Source organism: Sandaracinobacteroides hominis (assembly GCF_016464365.1).
Classification (GTDB): domain Bacteria; phylum Pseudomonadota; class Alphaproteobacteria; order Sphingomonadales; family Sphingomonadaceae; genus Sandaracinobacteroides; species Sandaracinobacteroides hominis.
This window is the reverse complement of sequence record NZ_JADCUC010000008.1, coordinates 59,622-73,966: the sequence shown is the minus strand read 5'-3', so window position 1 is coordinate 73,966 and position 14,345 is coordinate 59,622. Positions and strand designations below refer to the sequence as shown.

Below are 14,345 nucleotides of genomic sequence, written 5' to 3'. Positions count from 1 at the left end.
CTCGCCGGCGCAGCCAACTCCGGCCACGGAATGTCGCCTGCTGTCAGGCATTTCCTGCATCCCGATGATAGTTCCCTGACTATTGGCACGTTCTGCCGCAGAAGCCGCTCGTCTCGTCGCGGCAATCCAACATGGTGAATCGGACTCTGTCCCCCCGCCTGCTACGCCGCAGGCCAGTTCAGTAACGGGGGTCGCTCCACGTGCAGAATGCGCAGCGCCGGAACTTCGGTTTCGGGACGTGGAACAATCTGTTTCGCGATCATGAAATCTATGTGCGGACGTCTGGCCATGTCCGTTTCCTGCACATCAGCGCCCGGCTGCAGCGCCGGGCCGCCACGCTTGCGCTCTGCGTTCTGGCCCTCTGGCTCGCCGGCACGGCAGCGCTCGTCGCCTGGCAGGCCTGGACCAGCTGGAAGGCGGGCGATGTCGACGCCCGCGCAGCCGCCGTCGAACACGCCGAAGCCCGCGTCGCCGCCGAACGGCAAACGGTCGAAGGCATAGCGGCAACGCTGGACCAGCGGCAGGATGATATGGAGGCGCTCTTCGAAAGCCATTTCGGCAAGGCGATCCCTGCGCAGCCGCTGCCGAAGGCATCGGAACAGCCTGCGGCATCCGCCCCGCCGCAGGATGGAAAGCAGGTCGCCCGCCTGAAGGAAATCGAGGGCCGGCAGGACCAGATGCTGCAATCGCTGACCAAAGTCGCCGAAAGCCGGATAAGCCGGGCGGAAACCGCCCTGCAGGCAGTGGGGCTCAGATCCAACGACAGAAGCGCACAGGGCGGCCCCTTCATTCCCTTCAAAGGCAAAGACGCGCGCAGCAACGCCGGCTCCCTTGATCCGGCACTCAGGCGTCTCTCCGCTATTCTCAACCGGATGGAACAGCTGGAAAATCTCCTTCTCGCCGTCCCCACCGGCCTGCCGACAGACCGGATGGAGCTTTCCAGCGGCTTCGGCTATCGCGCCGATCCTTTCACGTCCCAGCGCGCGTTGCACGCCGGCCTCGATTTCCGCGGCGCCCACGGCACCCCGATCCGCGCCGCCGCCCCCGGCCGTGTCAGCTTTGCCGGCGTGAAGAGCGGCTATGGCAATGTGATGGAGATCGATCACGGCCACGGCCTGCTCACCCGCTACGCCCACCTTTCCGGCTTCACCGCAGGCGTCGGTCAACGCGTCGCATCCGGCCAGCAGATCGGCCGGATGGGCTCCACCGGACGTTCGACCGGCACCCACCTGCATTTCGAAATCCGCGTAAACGGCATTGCCGTGAACCCCCGTCGTTTCCTGGAGGCGAACCCGCATGTTCTCGAAATCAAAGCAGACACCCGATCAAAGGGTATCACCGGGGGGATCGCCAATGTCGCAGCCGGCTAAGTCATCTGCCGGCGCGCGCTCGGCCAGCTTTTCGGTGATCGGCGGCGATGTCACCGTCACCGGCAATATCTCGGCGACGGTCGATCTGCACCTCGATGGCCGGGTGGAGGGCGACATCTCCTGCGCCACGCTGGTGCAGGGAACAGACAGCGTGATTCGCGGCGCCGTAACCGCGGAAACCGCCCGCCTCGCCGGCCGCGTCGAAGGCTCGATCCATGTGCGCGAACTGGTAATCCAGGCCAGCGCCCGCATCGAGGGCGACGTCACCTACGAAACGCTGACCATGGAGCAGGGCAGCCAGGTCGAAGGCCGCTTCAGCCTGAAGCGGCCCGAAGCGCCCGTCCTGCAGGCAGTCGTAAACGACTGAACCTGTCCTCTGCCGGGGGCGACGGAAAAAGGCCCCCGTCCGCCGACGGGGGCTTCATCCTCATTTCACCTTGCGCTGGTCAAAAAAGTCGATCGGCGCCAGCACCGACTGCAGCCACTGGCTCGGCCGTCCCATGCCATGCCCGGCGCCGGGCAGGCGGATCATCGTCGCGTCCATCCCCCGCAGCTTCAGGGCGCCAAACATCTGCTCCGTCTGGCTGATCGGCGTGCGGTAATCATTCTCGCCGGTGATCAGCAAGGTCGGCGTCTTGATCTGCCCGGCCAGGCTGAAGGGCGAGCGGCTGAAATAGAGCTCCGGCTTTTCCCAGGGCGTCGCTCCCATCCAGTGCTTCATGAAGAAGGCGCTGCCGTCCGCGGTGGTCACCTGATCGGTCCAGTCCACCACTGGGCGCAGCGCAACCGCGGCGCGGAACTTGTCCGGCTCCTTGCCGATCGCCCACAGCGTCAGCACGCCGCCGCCCGATCCGCCACCGATGAACAGGTTGCGCCCGTCCACATAGGGCCGCTTCGCCACTTCATCGACCATCGTCATCAGGTCGTCATGGTCCTGCCCCGGATAGGCGTTGGTGATCAGATTGGCGAACTCCCGGCCATAGCCGATCGATCCGCGCGGATTTGTGAACAGCACGATATAGCCCGCCGCCGCATAGAGGCTGTGGGTGATGGAATAGAAGGGGCCATAGTCGCTGTTGGGCCCGCCATGGATGTCCAGGATCATCGGGTAGCGCTTGCCCGGCTTGAAGTCCGGTGGATAGGCTATCCAGCCCTGCACCCGCCGCCCGTCGGCGCGGCTTTTCACATTCACTTCCTCGATCCGCGCCGCCTTGCGCGTGGCGGCCCAGCCGGCATTGAAATCGATGCCGTCGGTCTGCGCAGCGCCGGTGCTGACGCCCAGCCCAGTGGGGCGGTCGGTAAAGGCGCTGGTCCAGGCAAAGCGGCCGGCTGCAGCACTGAACTGCCCGCCAGACGAGGGCAGATACAGGCGCGTGCCACCAACCATCGGCACCACCACCCGGTTCTCCCCGGTTGCAGCCGAAATCTCGCCGACCCGCTGCACCCCCTCGTCGCTATAGAGCGCAAGGATGGCGCCGCCGTCCTCCCGCCACGCCATCGCATCGATCGGCCGGTCCAGCGACCTGGACAGGTGCGTAACGGGCCCGCCCGGCGTGGACGACGTCGTCCACAGCTCCGGCATGTCATAGAATTCCGTGCTGGCGGCAGAGCCGACAAACGCCACCGTCTTGCCGTCCGGCGACACCTGCGGATCATATTCGCTGCCCGCCCGGCTGGTCAGCTGCACGGGCGGCCAAACCTTGCCGGTTTCCCCAACCCGCGCTTCATACAGGTAAAGGTCAATCTCGCGCGGCCCGTTCACCGGGTCCGGCGTGAAAGACGCCACGATGGCCTTGCCATTCGGCAGCCAGTCCAGCCCACCGTCGCCATTCACCTTGTCGGTGTCGCCAACCGTCAGCTGCGACACCACACCGGTCGCGGCATCGACCACGAACAGATGCGTCGCGCCCGGCTTGATCTCGCCCGCCCCATCCGCCCGCCAGAACAGCTCGGAAATGATCTTCGGGTCCGGCGCGCTGTCACCGCCCTTGGTCTTCTCCGGCATTCCCGGGATGCTCACCGGCTTCGCCTCTACCCGCCCGGTAAACGCGAGCTTCGTGCCATCCGGAGACCAGACCGGCGCACCCGGCGAAAGGTCGCCTGTCGTCACCGGCTTGCCGATGCCTTCCGCCAGCACCATCACATGGATCTGCGGCTTGCCCAGCGCTTGCGCCACATAGGCGATGCGGCTGCCATCCGGCGAAAAACTCGCCCCGCGCGGGCCGACATCGCGCGCCACGAGCAGCCGCTTGTCCACGACCTTGCCGGCCTCATCCAGATGCGCGAGCCACAGCTCCCCCGTGCGCCGATCCGTCAGCCGGTCGAAACTGGCGCGCGTGAACAGCACCCGGCGCCCGTCGGCCGACAGCTCCGGCCCGGTCACCATCGAAATCTGATAGATATCGTCGGCCCTGGCAGGCACCGCCCCGGCAGATGTCGGCGCGGAGGCGGCGAACACAGGCATCGCGGCGGCGGCAAGCAGCGCCGCAATCAGGATTTTCATCAGTCACTTTCCCTTCTTTTGCGCCAAGCTAGCCTGGCACGGGGAAAGTGCAATCCGCTCGGACGTCAGCGGGCGCCGATGCGGTCCGCCATCAGCCGCACGGCCGCCTGCCAGAGGCGCTGCCGTTCCGTCCACGGCAGAAGATCGCCGATCAACTCGTGAAAGCCATGCTCGTCGTCTGCCTCGGCGCTCGCCAGCAGGCTCAGCAGCAGATGCTCGTCCGGCGAAAGCGTCGTCGCGCAGGGCGGAAAGGTGGTGAACGGGTCCGACCAGGCAGAAACCGCCGTATCCATCAAAAGCGAGAAGCGCGCGTTCGCACTGCCCAGCAATCCACCCAGCACGGGGCGCGGGTTGCGATGGTTGCGGGCCAGCATCACCCACATCCGCGCCGCCTTCAGGAACAGCCGCGCTTCATCGCCCAGCATGCTGACGGGCGGCGGCGAAAAGGAAAAGGGGGTAAGGGCGTGCATGCCATTCTCCTGCGAACGAGTCGCAGAAAGTTATTGCGAATTAGTCGCACATACAAGTTGCGATGTTGCGCCAGCCAAAAAATGCACCGGCATCAGCTCCGCTGCGCCCGGTCCACCAGCATCTGCGTCCGGAAATGCCAGGCCGTGCGCCCAGACCTGCCCCCTCTTGCCAGCGCAAAGGCGGTCGCCTCCTCGGCCACGAAATCCAGCCCTTCGGCCGCCAGATGCCGCCGTACCATCTCCAGATAGCTGTCCTGATCCGGCACATGAAAGCCCAGCACCATCCCGAAGCGATCGACCAATGCCAGCTGGTCGTCGGCGGCGTCGCGCGCATGACGGCTGTCGGTGGCTTCCCGCTCCACAAGATGCCGGTGATTCGAGGTCACGGCCAGGCGGACATTCGCCGGCCGCTCTGCTATCCCTCCGTCCAGCAGCGACCGCAACACCCGCACCGAGGGGTCGGCGGCCGCAAAGGCCAGATCATCCACATACAGGATAAAGGGCCGGTCCACGCCCTGCAGCTTCGCAAACAGCGCCGGAAGGCTATGCAAGGCGTCTCCACTCGCCTGCACCAGCGCCACACCCTGGGCAACGGCCACGCTGCGGATCAGCGCCGATTTCCCCATCCCGCGCGCGCCCCACAACAGCATGTCGTGCGACGCGTCGCCCCGCGCGTGCGCGCCGATGTTGCGAATCAGCGCGTCCCTTTGCGCATCTACCCCGGCAAAGCGGTCGATCGGCAGGACATTGCCCAGCGCGGCGGCTTGCAACGTGCCGCCATCCCACAGGAAGGCCTTCCCGGCCGCCGGATCGGCGGCAGCCGCGCCTTCCGGCGCAATCCGTTCCAGCGCTTCGGCAATCCGGCGCATTAACTCTGTATCTGTGTCTTTCATGCACTTGTCCCTAATGGCATCCGACCCATTTGAAAAACCGTCACGCGACGTGTAAGCGCGGCGACCAGCTAGTCACCCCATCGACGGGAATTCATTTCATGTTCTCCACTCCTGCCTATGCGCAGACCGCAGCCGGAGCCGCTGGCGGAAGCTCGGCCTTTCTCATCCAGATCGTGCCGCTGATCCTGCTGTTCGTGATCTTCTGGTTCCTCATCATCCGCCCGCAGCAGCAAAAGCTGAAGGCGCACCGGGCGATGGTGGATGCCGTGAAGAAGGGCGACGAAGTCGTCACCGGCGGCGGGCTGATCGGCAAGGTATCGAAGGTGACCGACACGGAAGTCGAAATCGAACTTTCGCCCACGGTAAAGGTGCGGGCACTGAAGGGCACGCTCAGCGGCGTCACGCCGCGCGGCAGCCCGGCTGCCGCCAACGACGCCAAGGGCTGAGCTTCTCCATGCTGGATTTCCCCCGCTGGAAGATCTGGATGACGCTTGCCACCCTTCTGGTCGGCACGTTGTTCGCGGTTCCCAACTTCTTCCCCGCCGAAACGGTCGCAAACTGGCCGGCGTTCGTCCCGCGCCAGCAGATGAACCTCGGCCTCGATCTTCGCGGCGGCAGCCACATCCTGCTGGAGGCGGACGCCTCCGACGTGCGGAAATCGCGGCTGGAAACGCTGGAGGAAATCGCCAGGACCGAGCTGCGCCAGGCTGACGATGGTGCCATTCCGTTCCTCGACATGAGCATGCGCGACGGCGCCATCAGCTTCACCGTCCGCAATCCCACCGATGTCGATCGCGCCGTGGAGGCGATGCGCGCCATCTCCCGTCCGGTGGGCCAGCTTTCCGCCACCCGCGACGTCGACGTCAGCGTGGTCGATGGCAACCGCGTCGTGCTGCGGCCCACCGACGCCGGAATCGCAGCCGAAACAGATGCCGCGATGAAGCAGGCGGTCGAGGTCATCCGCCGTCGGATCGACGAACTCGGCACGCGCGAACCCACCATCATCCGCCAGGGCGATACCCGTATCGTCGTCCAGGTGCCCGGCCTGCAGAACCCGGAAGCCCTGAAGTCGCTGCTCGGCAAGACGGCGAAGCTCGAATTCCGCCTCGTCGATGTCGATGCAGATCCGGCGCAGGTCGCGCAGGGCAGGGCGCCCCCAGGCAGCCAGGTCCTGCCGATGGTCGAAGGAGGCGCCATCGCCGTCAAGCGCCGGGTGCTGATCTCGGGCGACCAACTGGTCGACAGCCAGCCCACCTTCCAGGACGGCATGCCGGTCGTCAGCTTCCGCTTCGACAGCGTCGGCGGCAAGCGCTTCGCCAAGGCGACGCAGGAAAACACCGGCAAGCCTTTCGCGATCGTCCTCGACGGCAAGGTGATCTCCGCCCCACGCATCAACGAACCGATCCTGGGCGGATCCGGCATCATCTCCGGCAACTTCACCACCGAAAGCGCCAACGAACTTGCGATCCTGCTGCGTTCGGGCAAGCTGCCGGTGGCGCTGAAGGTGATCGAGGAGCGCACCATCGGCCCGGATCTCGGCGCCGATTCCATCCGCGCGGGCACGCTTGCGGCCATTGTCGCCACCATCGCCGTCGCCACGCTGATGATCGTCACCTACGGCCGTTTCGGCGTCTATGCCTGCATCGCGCTGGTGCTGAACGTGATCCTGATCCTCGGAGTGATGTCGGGCATCGGCGCCACGCTTACGCTTCCGGGCATCGCCGGCCTCGTGCTCACCATCGGTGCCGCCGTCGATGCGAACGTGCTCATCAACGAGCGCATCCGGGAGGAGCAGCGAAAGGGGCGGAACGTGTTCAATTCCGTGGATACGGGCTTCCGGGAGGCAACGCGGACGATCTGGGACGCGAACTCGCTGAACATCATCGTCGCGATCATCATGTTCATCTTCGGCACCGGGCCGATCAAGGGCTTTGCGGTCGTTCTGTCGATCGGCATCGCCACGTCGGTCTTCACCAACGTCACGGTCGTGAGGCTCATGGTCTCCAACTGGCTGGTCCGTACCCGGCCCACCGCACTGCACATCTAGGAAGTCTGCGGCCATGCCGATGAAGTTCGTTCCCGACAACACCAACATCCCGTTCGTAAGCTTCCGCTTCATCGCCTTCGGGCTGACGCTGCTGCTGACGCTCGGCTCGCTGGCGCTGCTGGCGACCCGCGGCCTCAACCTCGGCGTCGATTTCCGTGGCGGCCTCACCATCGAATCGGAGTTCAAGACTGCGCCGAAACTGGATGAGCTGCGCAGCCAGATGGACGAGCTCGGCGTCGGCCAATCGGCGCTTACCGAGTTCGGCAGCCCGCGCAACATCCTGATCCGCCTTCCGCTTCCGGAACCGCAGGGAGACGACGCCGCCGTCCAGAAGGTCGTCGCCAAGGTCAGCTCCGAACTGAAGGACAACTACCCCGGCGTCACCATTCGCCGCGTGGAATCGGTCAGCGGCAAGGTTTCGGGCGAACTCATCCAGAAGGGCATCACCGCCGTTCTCCTCTCCATGCTCGCGGTCGCCGTCTTCACCTGGTTCCGCTTCGAATGGTATTTCGGCATTTCCACCGTGGTCGCGCTCATCCACGACATCATCGTCACGCTGGGATTCTTCGCGCTCACCCAGCTTGAGTTCGACCTCAACGTCATCGCCGCCATTCTCACCATCGTCGGCTATTCGCTGAACGACAAGGTCGTCATCGATGACCGAATCCGCGAAAATATGCGCAAATTCCGCAAGATGGACATGGGATCGCTGATCGACCAGTCGGTCAACGAAACCCTGCCGCGAACGGTGATGACCACGGTCACCATCCTCATCGCCCTTCTGGTGCTGCTCTTCCTCGGCCCCGACGTGATCTTCGGCTTCACGGCAGCGATGGTGCTCGGCATCTTCGTCGGCACCTATTCCTCCGTCTTCGTCTCCTCCTCGCTGCTGCTGACAATGGGCGTCACGCCAGACAAGGCGGCCGCCGATGCCATTCGGGGCGAAGGCACCGCCGAAGAGCGGGCGAAGGCCCGCAAGGCGGCCGAGCGCGGGCGGGTTTGAAAAGCCCGACAAGCGGTTCCCGGATGGAAGGCGTCCGGATGGAAGGCGGCGCCAGCCGCATCGCCGGCAAGACGGCAGACGGCTGGATCATCGGCAACCGGCTCTACAGGCCGGCGCTGATCGCCACCGCCGATTTTGCGGGAACGCTGCCGGGCCTGACGCTGGATAGGCTCGATGCAGCGACGCTGCCAGCCCTCGGTGATGCCGAACTGCTGCTGCTCGGAACCGGCGCCACGCTGCAGCGACCCTCGGCAGGGTTCGTCGAAGGTTGCCGCCAGCGGGGCTGGCGCGTGGAGCCGATGGACAGTGCCGCGGCCGCCCGCACCTTCAATGTCCTGGTGGCAGAGGAACGGCAGGTCGCAGCGCTGATCCTCTAGGCCGCAAGCACCTTGGCATCTTCCTGCAGCCGGGCGCGCGCCGCATCATATTCGCGCTTCAGCCGGGCAACCATCTCGCCCGCCGGCACCACCGCCTTCACGGCGCCGATCCCCTGACCAGAACCCCAGATATCGCGCCAGGCCTTGGCATCGGTATTCCCGCCCGATCCGAAGTTCATCGTCGAATAATCGCCCTTGGGCAGATTGTCGGGGTCCAGACCGGCGGCAACGATCGAAGGCCGCAGATAATTGCCCGACACACCGGTGAAGAGATCGGAATAGACGATGTCGCTGGCACGCCCCTCGACAATCGCCTGCTTGTAGCGCTCGTCGGCGCGCGCTTCCGTGGTGGCGATGAAGGCCGAGCCGATATAGCCGAAATCCGCCCCCATCGCTTCGGCGGCCAGCACCGCCGCTCCAGTGGCAATGCTGCCCGACAAGGCCACCGGCCCATCGAACCATTCGCGGATTTCCTGCACCATCGCGAACGGAGACAGCACGCCCGCATGGCCGCCGGCTCCTGCCGCCACCGGAATCAGGCCGTCGGCCCCCTTCTCGATCGCCTTGCGCGCAAACCTGTCGTTGATGACATCGTGCAGCACCACACCGCCATAGCTGTGCACCGCCTCGTTCACATCCTCGCGTGCCCCCAGGGAGGTGATGATCACCGGCACCTTATACTTCACCACCAGCTCCAGATCCTGCATCAGCCGGTCTGTGGACTTGTGAACGATCAGGTTCACGGCATAGGGCGCATCCTCCGGCCCGAGCTCCGTGGAAAGCCGCTGCAGCCATTCCTCCAGCTGCGGCAGAGGCCGCGCATTCAGGCTGGGAAAGCTGCCGATGACGCCGGCCCTGCACTGGGCGATCACCAGATCCGGATTGGAAATGATGAACAGCGGCGAGCCGATCACGGGCAGCTTCATCCGGGATTTCAGCTTGGCAGTGATCGGGTGCATTCGGTTCATCCTTCCCCAAAGGTCGATCAGGCGGGCAACAGGGTCTTCAAGGGCACTTCGGCATCGGCGAGCCGGGCCTTGTCGGCCGTGATCCCGCGCTCCACCAGCGCCTTCCCCTGGACATAGTCCCTTGGTGCGTTGATGCAGTCCAGCGCGATGACGGCACCAGCCCTCAGATAGACGAGGGACCAGCTGCCAGAGGCCGGATCGCCGCGCACCACCGTCTCGTCATAGCCATGGCTGAAGCCCACCGTCTGCAGCTTCAGATCATATTGGTTGGACCAGAACCACGGGCAGGCGGAATAAAGCTTCGCCGTGTCCCCATGGACAATGTGGGCGGCAGCCGCCTTCGCCATGTCGACGGCATTCTGCACCGATTCCAGCCGGATCGTAGCGCCATTGGCAAAGCTGTTCACATGCGCCGCGCAATCGCCGACGGCGTATATATCGGGCAGTTCGGTGCAGCAGTGCGCATCGACAGCAACGCCATTGCCCGAAAGCCCCAGCGGCGCCACCGAAGGCACCAGTCCGATTCCGGCAATCACCACATCCGCCGGCAGCACCCGCCCATCCGACAGGCGCACAGCCGAAACCCGGTCCACCCCCTCCAACGCTTCCACCTGCGCATCCAGCAGGATTTCCACTCCATGCGCCTCATGCTGCGCCTTGTAGAAATCGCTCACGGGCTCGGCCGCAACCCGCGCCAGCAACCGGGGCTGCGCTTCGACCACAGTCACCGATTTCCCATGCTTCGAAAGCACCGCCGCAGCCTCCAGCCCGACGAAACCCCCACCGATGACGACCACCTTTTCGGCCGTCAGCAGGTCGCTGCGCAGATTGTCGTCATCCTGCCGGGTACGGATCACATGCACGCCGCCCAGCGAGCCACCCTCGCAGCTCAACCGGCGCGCATGGCCGCCAGCCGCCCAGATCAGCTTGCCGAAACGAAACTCCCGCCCATCGTCCGAGAAGGCCGAATGGCCCTCCACCCGGTCGATGCGGGTGCCGGTCACGATCTGCACATGCCGCTCGGCCCAGAAAGCCGGCGGACGCAGCAGCAGCCGGTCGGCCGTCTTGTCGCCCGCCAGATATTCCTTGGACAGCGGCGGCCGCTCATAGGGCAGGTCGGCTTCCTCGCCGACCATGGTGATGCTGCCTTCAAACCCTTCCTGGCGGAGCGATATTGCCGCCTGCGCACCAGCCTGGCCGGTTCCGACGATCAGGATATCGCTGTCCATCCTTGCCTTCCTATTGCCCGAACTGCGGCTCGCCCGCTGCCGCCAGCGCCAGTTTCGCCGCCGCCATCAGCGCCCCCGCCTTCGCCTCGCACTCGCGCTGCTCGGAGGCCGGGTCTGAATCGGCGACGATCCCCGCCCCTGCCGTCACATGCATCACGCCGTCCTTCACCACAGCGGTGCGCAGGATGATGCAACTGTCCATTCCGCCATCCGGCGCGAAATAGCCGACGCCCCCCGCATAAGGCCCCCGCCGCTCGCTCTCCAGCTCGGCGATGATCTCCATCGCCCGCACCTTCGGCGCACCCGAAACCGTCCCGGCAGGGAAGCCGGCAAGTATGGCGTCGATCGAATCGCTGCCTTGCCTTTGCCGGCCAATCACGTTGGAAACGATGTGCATCACATGGCTATAGCGCTCGATGGTGAAGCGCTCGGTCACCTGCACGCTGCCGGCCTCCGCCACGCGCCCGACATCGTTGCGGCCAAGATCCAGCAGCATCAGATGCTCCGCCAGCTCCTTGGGATCGGCCAGCAGGCTCTCGCGGTTCGCCTCGTCCTCGGCATCGGTCTTGCCGCGCGGGCGGGTGCCTGCAATCGGCCGGATGGTGATCTGCCCGTCGCGTGCCCGCACCAGAATCTCGGGCGACGAACCGATCACGGCAAAGCCTGGAAAATCCAGATGATACAGGAATGGCGACGGGTTCACCCGCCGCAGCGACCGATAGAGCTGAAACGGCGGCAACGGAAACGGCAGCTGAAAGCGCTGCGCCAGCACCACCTGAAAGATATCGCCGGCGGCAATATAGTCCTTCGCCCGCCCAACCATCTCGCGATACCGTTCGGGCGCGACGGCCGGAATCGGGGCCGCCTCAACCGCGACATCGGCAACGGTCGCACGGGCCGGCAGCGGCTGCGCCAGCCGGGCAGCTGCCGTCTCCAGCCGCTCCGTCGCCGCTTCCACCAGCCGCTGCGGATCTTTCTCCGCATCGGCATAGATCGGCGCGATAACCATCAACGTATCGGCGAGACGGTCGAACACCAGCAACAGCCCGGGCCGCACGAAAAACATGTCCGGAACAGACAGCGGATTGGCATCGGGCACCGGCAGTTTCTCGACCAGGCTCGCCGTCTCATAGCCGAAATATCCCACCAGGAAGGGCAGGGCAGGGGGCAGGCTCGCCGGCACCTCCATCCGGATCGAGCCGACCAGCTGTCGAAGGGCATCCAGCGTAGGCGCCTCGACGGCCACAAAGGCCGCAGGATCGCTCCGCCACCGGCTGTTGATCTCGGCCCTGTTCCCCTCAGCGCGAAAGGCAAGATCCGGATCCAGCCCGATCAGCGAGTAGCGCCCGCGCGTGCGCCCGCCTTCCACCGATTCCAGCAGGAAATCGCCCCGGCCTTCCTTCGCCAGCTTCATCCAGGCCGAAACCGGAGTCTCGGTATCGGCATCCAGAACGATGTGCAGGCAGGCATGCTGCCCGGCCGCGAGCTTGCTACAGGCCGTGGCCCGGTCGTCGGCGTCGCGCACGCCGGCTATTCGACGATAGCGCCGGTCAGCCGCCGGTTCACCGCCTTCAACTGCTCGGGCTTGCGCACCACGCCCACTTCCCGCTCGATTGCGCGAACGAAGGTCTCGCCCATTTCATTGCCGGCCTCGGCAACCAGGCTCCGCCGCACGGCGTCGACCAGCTGCGGTGCCTGCGCGATGTCGCCGGGCTCTACCGCGTCGACCTTCACCACGAACCAGCCCTGGCCACCCGGCGCCGGGATAACCCGCGCCTGGCCCTTCGGCGTGTTCAGCAGCATCACCACCGGCGGCGGCACCTGCTGGCCCTGCTGCGCCATCTGCGTCAGCTCCAGCCGGCGGATGGCCAGCTGCTGGGCCGGCGGCAGGCGCTTGCCCGCCGTCGCTTCCGCCAGCGACTGGCCCTTCGAAACGGCGGCGGCAATGCGATCCGCTTCCGCCTTCGCAGCATCCGAACGCGCCTTGATCGCCCAGGCGGTCGCCACGTCGCTGCGGATCTTGGCCATCGGCACCAGCTCCGGCGCGATCACATCGACCACTTCCAGCAGCGCATAGCGGTTGTTGCCCAGATCGACGACCTGCGGCCCTTCCGACTGGTCGGCGTCGAAGGCCTTCGGCAGCAGCGGCTGCTCGATGCGCGAAACCCGGAAGTCGGCATCGAACAGGCGCCCATCGGCCGTCAACGCCGGCGAGGTCTGCACCGCAATGCCCAGCGACCGAGCCACATCGGCCAGAGACTCGCCGCCGCTCAGCCGGTCCTCGGCCGATGCAACGGTCTGGGAAAGCAGGTCGGCAAGCTTCTCATCCGCCAGCTTCTTCTCGATGCCGGCGCTCGCAACCGCGAACGGCAGCGGCGCGGCCGGCACGATGCGGGTCACATCCAGCACATGCCAGCCCAGCGACGATTGCACGGGATCGGAAACGGCACCCGGCTTCAACGCGAACACCGCCTTGGCAACATTGTCGTTGATCGACGTCTTCAGCCCCTCGACAGTCTGCGGCCCAAGGTCGGTATCGCTCGCGGCGAAACCTTCGGCAGCTGCAGCCTCGGCAAAGGGCTTGCCGCCACGAACGGCTGCAACCAGCGCCTTTGCCTTCGCCTCGTCGCGCAGCACCACCTGCCGCACATGGCGCGATTCCAGCCCGCCGAATTCCTCGGGATGGCTGTCATAATATTTCCGCACGTCGGCAGCCGTCGGCTTGGCCTTTGCCAGCAGCGACGCACTGTCGAACTCCGCAAAGCGGAAGCTGCGGCGTTCCGGCAGCGTATAGGCCTTGCGATTCTCGTCATGGAACTTCTGCAGCTGCGCATCGCTCGGCGTGCCCGGTTCCGGCATGGCGATCGACGGGATCGGCAGGATGGCACCGCGGCGCACTTCCAGCAGCAGGGCGGCAAACGGCTCGGCCATGCCGCGCGGCACGCTGCTGCTCGAAACGATCGGCTGCAGCAGCTGCCGCCGCTTCAGGTCGCTGGCGATCGATTCCCGCAGCTCGGCTTCGGTAACGCGCTGGTTCTGCAGCAGCCGGCGGAACGTCGCGTCATCGAACTTGCCATTCACCTGCAGCGCCGGGATGCTGGCGATCTCGCCGTCCACCATCTTGCGGGAAATGACCATGCCGTTGGCTTCGCCGAAACTGTCGATCGCCTTGGCGCCGATCATCTGCTGCAGCACCATCTCGCCACCGCCGGCGGCGATGAAGTCGGGGTTGGTCATCTGCGGCGCGCGCTCGCGCTCCCGCGCTACCGCACGGTCGATCGTGCGCATATATTCGGATTCGGTGATCGCCTTGCCGCCAACCGTCGCCAGCACGGGGCCGGTCGCCCCCGGAGCACCCGCCGGGCCGGATGGCTGGAACAGCGTGAACACCAGGGCGCCAAGCGCAAGAGCGAGGAGGAGAATTCCGACCCAGGAGGTGATCGATTTGCGCAGAACCTTGAACATTCGTCTCTTTCGGTGGTGGC

13 protein-coding genes are annotated in these 14,345 nt (G+C 65.6%); 6 read left to right on the top strand and 7 right to left on the bottom strand.

Annotated elements, in window-relative coordinates:
• The first annotated feature begins 200 nt into the window (after positions 1-200).
• Both IM784_RS15120 and IM784_RS15115 read left to right on the top strand, forming a co-directional pair.
• Complete coding sequence (locus tag IM784_RS15120) at positions 201-1,370, top strand: M23 family metallopeptidase (protein WP_199556189.1); 1,170 nt, start codon at positions 201-203, stop codon at positions 1,368-1,370.
• A complete protein-coding gene (locus tag IM784_RS15115) occupies positions 1,354-1,737 on the top strand; it encodes a bactofilin family protein (RefSeq protein WP_235977413.1) in 384 nt (127 codons plus the stop codon). The genes IM784_RS15120 and IM784_RS15115 overlap by 17 nt, the downstream gene beginning before the upstream one ends.
• Positions 1,738-1,797: 60 nt before the next feature.
• Here IM784_RS15115 and IM784_RS15110 read toward each other — a convergent pair whose 3' ends face one another.
• The 3 genes from IM784_RS15110 to IM784_RS15100 all read right to left on the bottom strand — a co-directional run bounded on the left by IM784_RS15110 (position 1,798) and on the right by IM784_RS15100 (position 5,236).
• Positions 1,798-3,873: a S9 family peptidase gene (locus IM784_RS15110; protein ID WP_199556187.1), complete on the bottom strand. Its 2,076-nt coding sequence runs from the start codon at positions 3,871-3,873 to the stop codon at positions 1,798-1,800.
• 65 nt (positions 3,874-3,938) lie between these two features.
• The gene (locus tag IM784_RS15105; protein WP_199556186.1) at positions 3,939-4,343 is read right to left on the bottom strand and encodes a hypothetical protein; all 405 of its coding nucleotides are present in this window, start codon (positions 4,341-4,343) and stop codon (positions 3,939-3,941) included.
• A gap of 92 nt (positions 4,344-4,435) precedes the next feature.
• Entirely contained in the window at positions 4,436-5,236 is an 801-nt protein-coding gene (locus tag IM784_RS15100; protein WP_199556185.1) for a DUF815 domain-containing protein, read from the bottom strand.
• A 98-nt stretch (positions 5,237-5,334) separates the two neighbouring features.
• On the opposite strand from IM784_RS15100, the gene yajC reads away from it, so the two are divergent.
• Genes yajC through IM784_RS15080 form a run of 4 tightly spaced genes read left to right on the top strand, consistent with a single transcriptional unit; the run spans position 5,335 to position 8,663 of the window.
• Entirely contained in the window at positions 5,335-5,682 is a 348-nt protein-coding gene (gene yajC / locus IM784_RS15095; protein ID WP_199556184.1) for a preprotein translocase subunit YajC, read from the top strand.
• Positions 5,683-5,690: 8 nt separating this feature from the next.
• On the top strand, positions 5,691-7,283 hold the full coding sequence (gene secD / locus IM784_RS15090; RefSeq protein WP_199556183.1) for a protein translocase subunit SecD: 1,593 nt from the start codon (positions 5,691-5,693) through the stop codon (positions 7,281-7,283).
• A gap of 13 nt (positions 7,284-7,296) precedes the next feature.
• A complete protein-coding gene (secF, locus tag IM784_RS15085) occupies positions 7,297-8,286 on the top strand; it encodes a protein translocase subunit SecF (RefSeq protein ID WP_199556182.1) in 990 nt (329 codons plus the stop codon).
• Between the two features lie 23 nt (positions 8,287-8,309).
• Complete coding sequence (locus tag IM784_RS15080; protein ID WP_199556181.1) at positions 8,310-8,663, top strand: MTH938/NDUFAF3 family protein; 354 nt, start codon at positions 8,310-8,312, stop codon at positions 8,661-8,663.
• On the opposite strand, the gene IM784_RS15075 is transcribed toward IM784_RS15080, so the two are convergent.
• Genes IM784_RS15075 through IM784_RS15060 form a run of 4 tightly spaced genes read right to left on the bottom strand, consistent with a single transcriptional unit; the run spans position 8,660 to position 14,325 of the window.
• Entirely contained in the window at positions 8,660-9,622 is a 963-nt protein-coding gene (locus tag IM784_RS15075; protein WP_199556180.1) for an NAD(P)H-dependent flavin oxidoreductase, read from the bottom strand. The two genes, IM784_RS15080 and IM784_RS15075, sit on opposite strands and share 4 nt — an antisense overlap.
• Positions 9,623-9,648: 26 nt before the next feature.
• A complete protein-coding gene (locus IM784_RS15070; RefSeq protein ID WP_199556179.1) occupies positions 9,649-10,860 on the bottom strand; it encodes an NAD(P)/FAD-dependent oxidoreductase in 1,212 nt (403 codons plus the stop codon).
• Positions 10,861-10,870: 10 nt separating this feature from the next.
• Positions 10,871-12,385 carry an anthranilate synthase component I gene (trpE, locus tag IM784_RS15065; RefSeq protein ID WP_199556178.1) on the bottom strand — a complete coding sequence of 505 codons (1,515 nt, stop codon included), beginning with the start codon at positions 12,383-12,385 and terminating at the stop codon, positions 10,871-10,873.
• Between the two features lie 5 nt (positions 12,386-12,390).
• Positions 12,391-14,325 carry a peptidylprolyl isomerase gene (locus tag IM784_RS15060; protein WP_199556177.1) on the bottom strand — a complete coding sequence of 645 codons (1,935 nt, stop codon included), beginning with the start codon at positions 14,323-14,325 and terminating at the stop codon, positions 12,391-12,393.
• Positions 14,326-14,345 lie beyond the last annotated feature (20 nt).

Coding starts and splice junctions, on each gene's coding strand:
- IM784_RS15115 (WP_235977413.1), top strand. CDS start 1,354: ATGTCGCAGCCGGCTAAGTCATCTGCCGGCGCGCGCTCGGCCAGCTTT.
- IM784_RS15110 (WP_199556187.1), bottom strand. CDS start 3,873: ATGAAAATCCTGATTGCGGCGCTGCTTGCCGCCGCCGCGATGCCTGTG.
- IM784_RS15105 (WP_199556186.1), bottom strand. CDS start 4,343: ATGCACGCCCTTACCCCCTTTTCCTTTTCGCCGCCGCCCGTCAGCATG.
- IM784_RS15100 (WP_199556185.1), bottom strand. CDS start 5,236: ATGAAAGACACAGATACAGAGTTAATGCGCCGGATTGCCGAAGCGCTG.
- yajC (WP_199556184.1), top strand. CDS start 5,335: ATGTTCTCCACTCCTGCCTATGCGCAGACCGCAGCCGGAGCCGCTGGC.
- secD (WP_199556183.1), top strand. CDS start 5,691: ATGCTGGATTTCCCCCGCTGGAAGATCTGGATGACGCTTGCCACCCTT.
- secF (WP_199556182.1), top strand. CDS start 7,297: ATGCCGATGAAGTTCGTTCCCGACAACACCAACATCCCGTTCGTAAGC.
- IM784_RS15080 (WP_199556181.1), top strand. CDS start 8,310: ATGGAAGGCGTCCGGATGGAAGGCGGCGCCAGCCGCATCGCCGGCAAG.
- IM784_RS15075 (WP_199556180.1), bottom strand. CDS start 9,622: ATGCACCCGATCACTGCCAAGCTGAAATCCCGGATGAAGCTGCCCGTG.
- IM784_RS15070 (WP_199556179.1), bottom strand. CDS start 10,860: ATGGACAGCGATATCCTGATCGTCGGAACCGGCCAGGCTGGTGCGCAG.
- IM784_RS15060 (WP_199556177.1), bottom strand. CDS start 14,325: ATGTTCAAGGTTCTGCGCAAATCGATCACCTCCTGGGTCGGAATTCTC.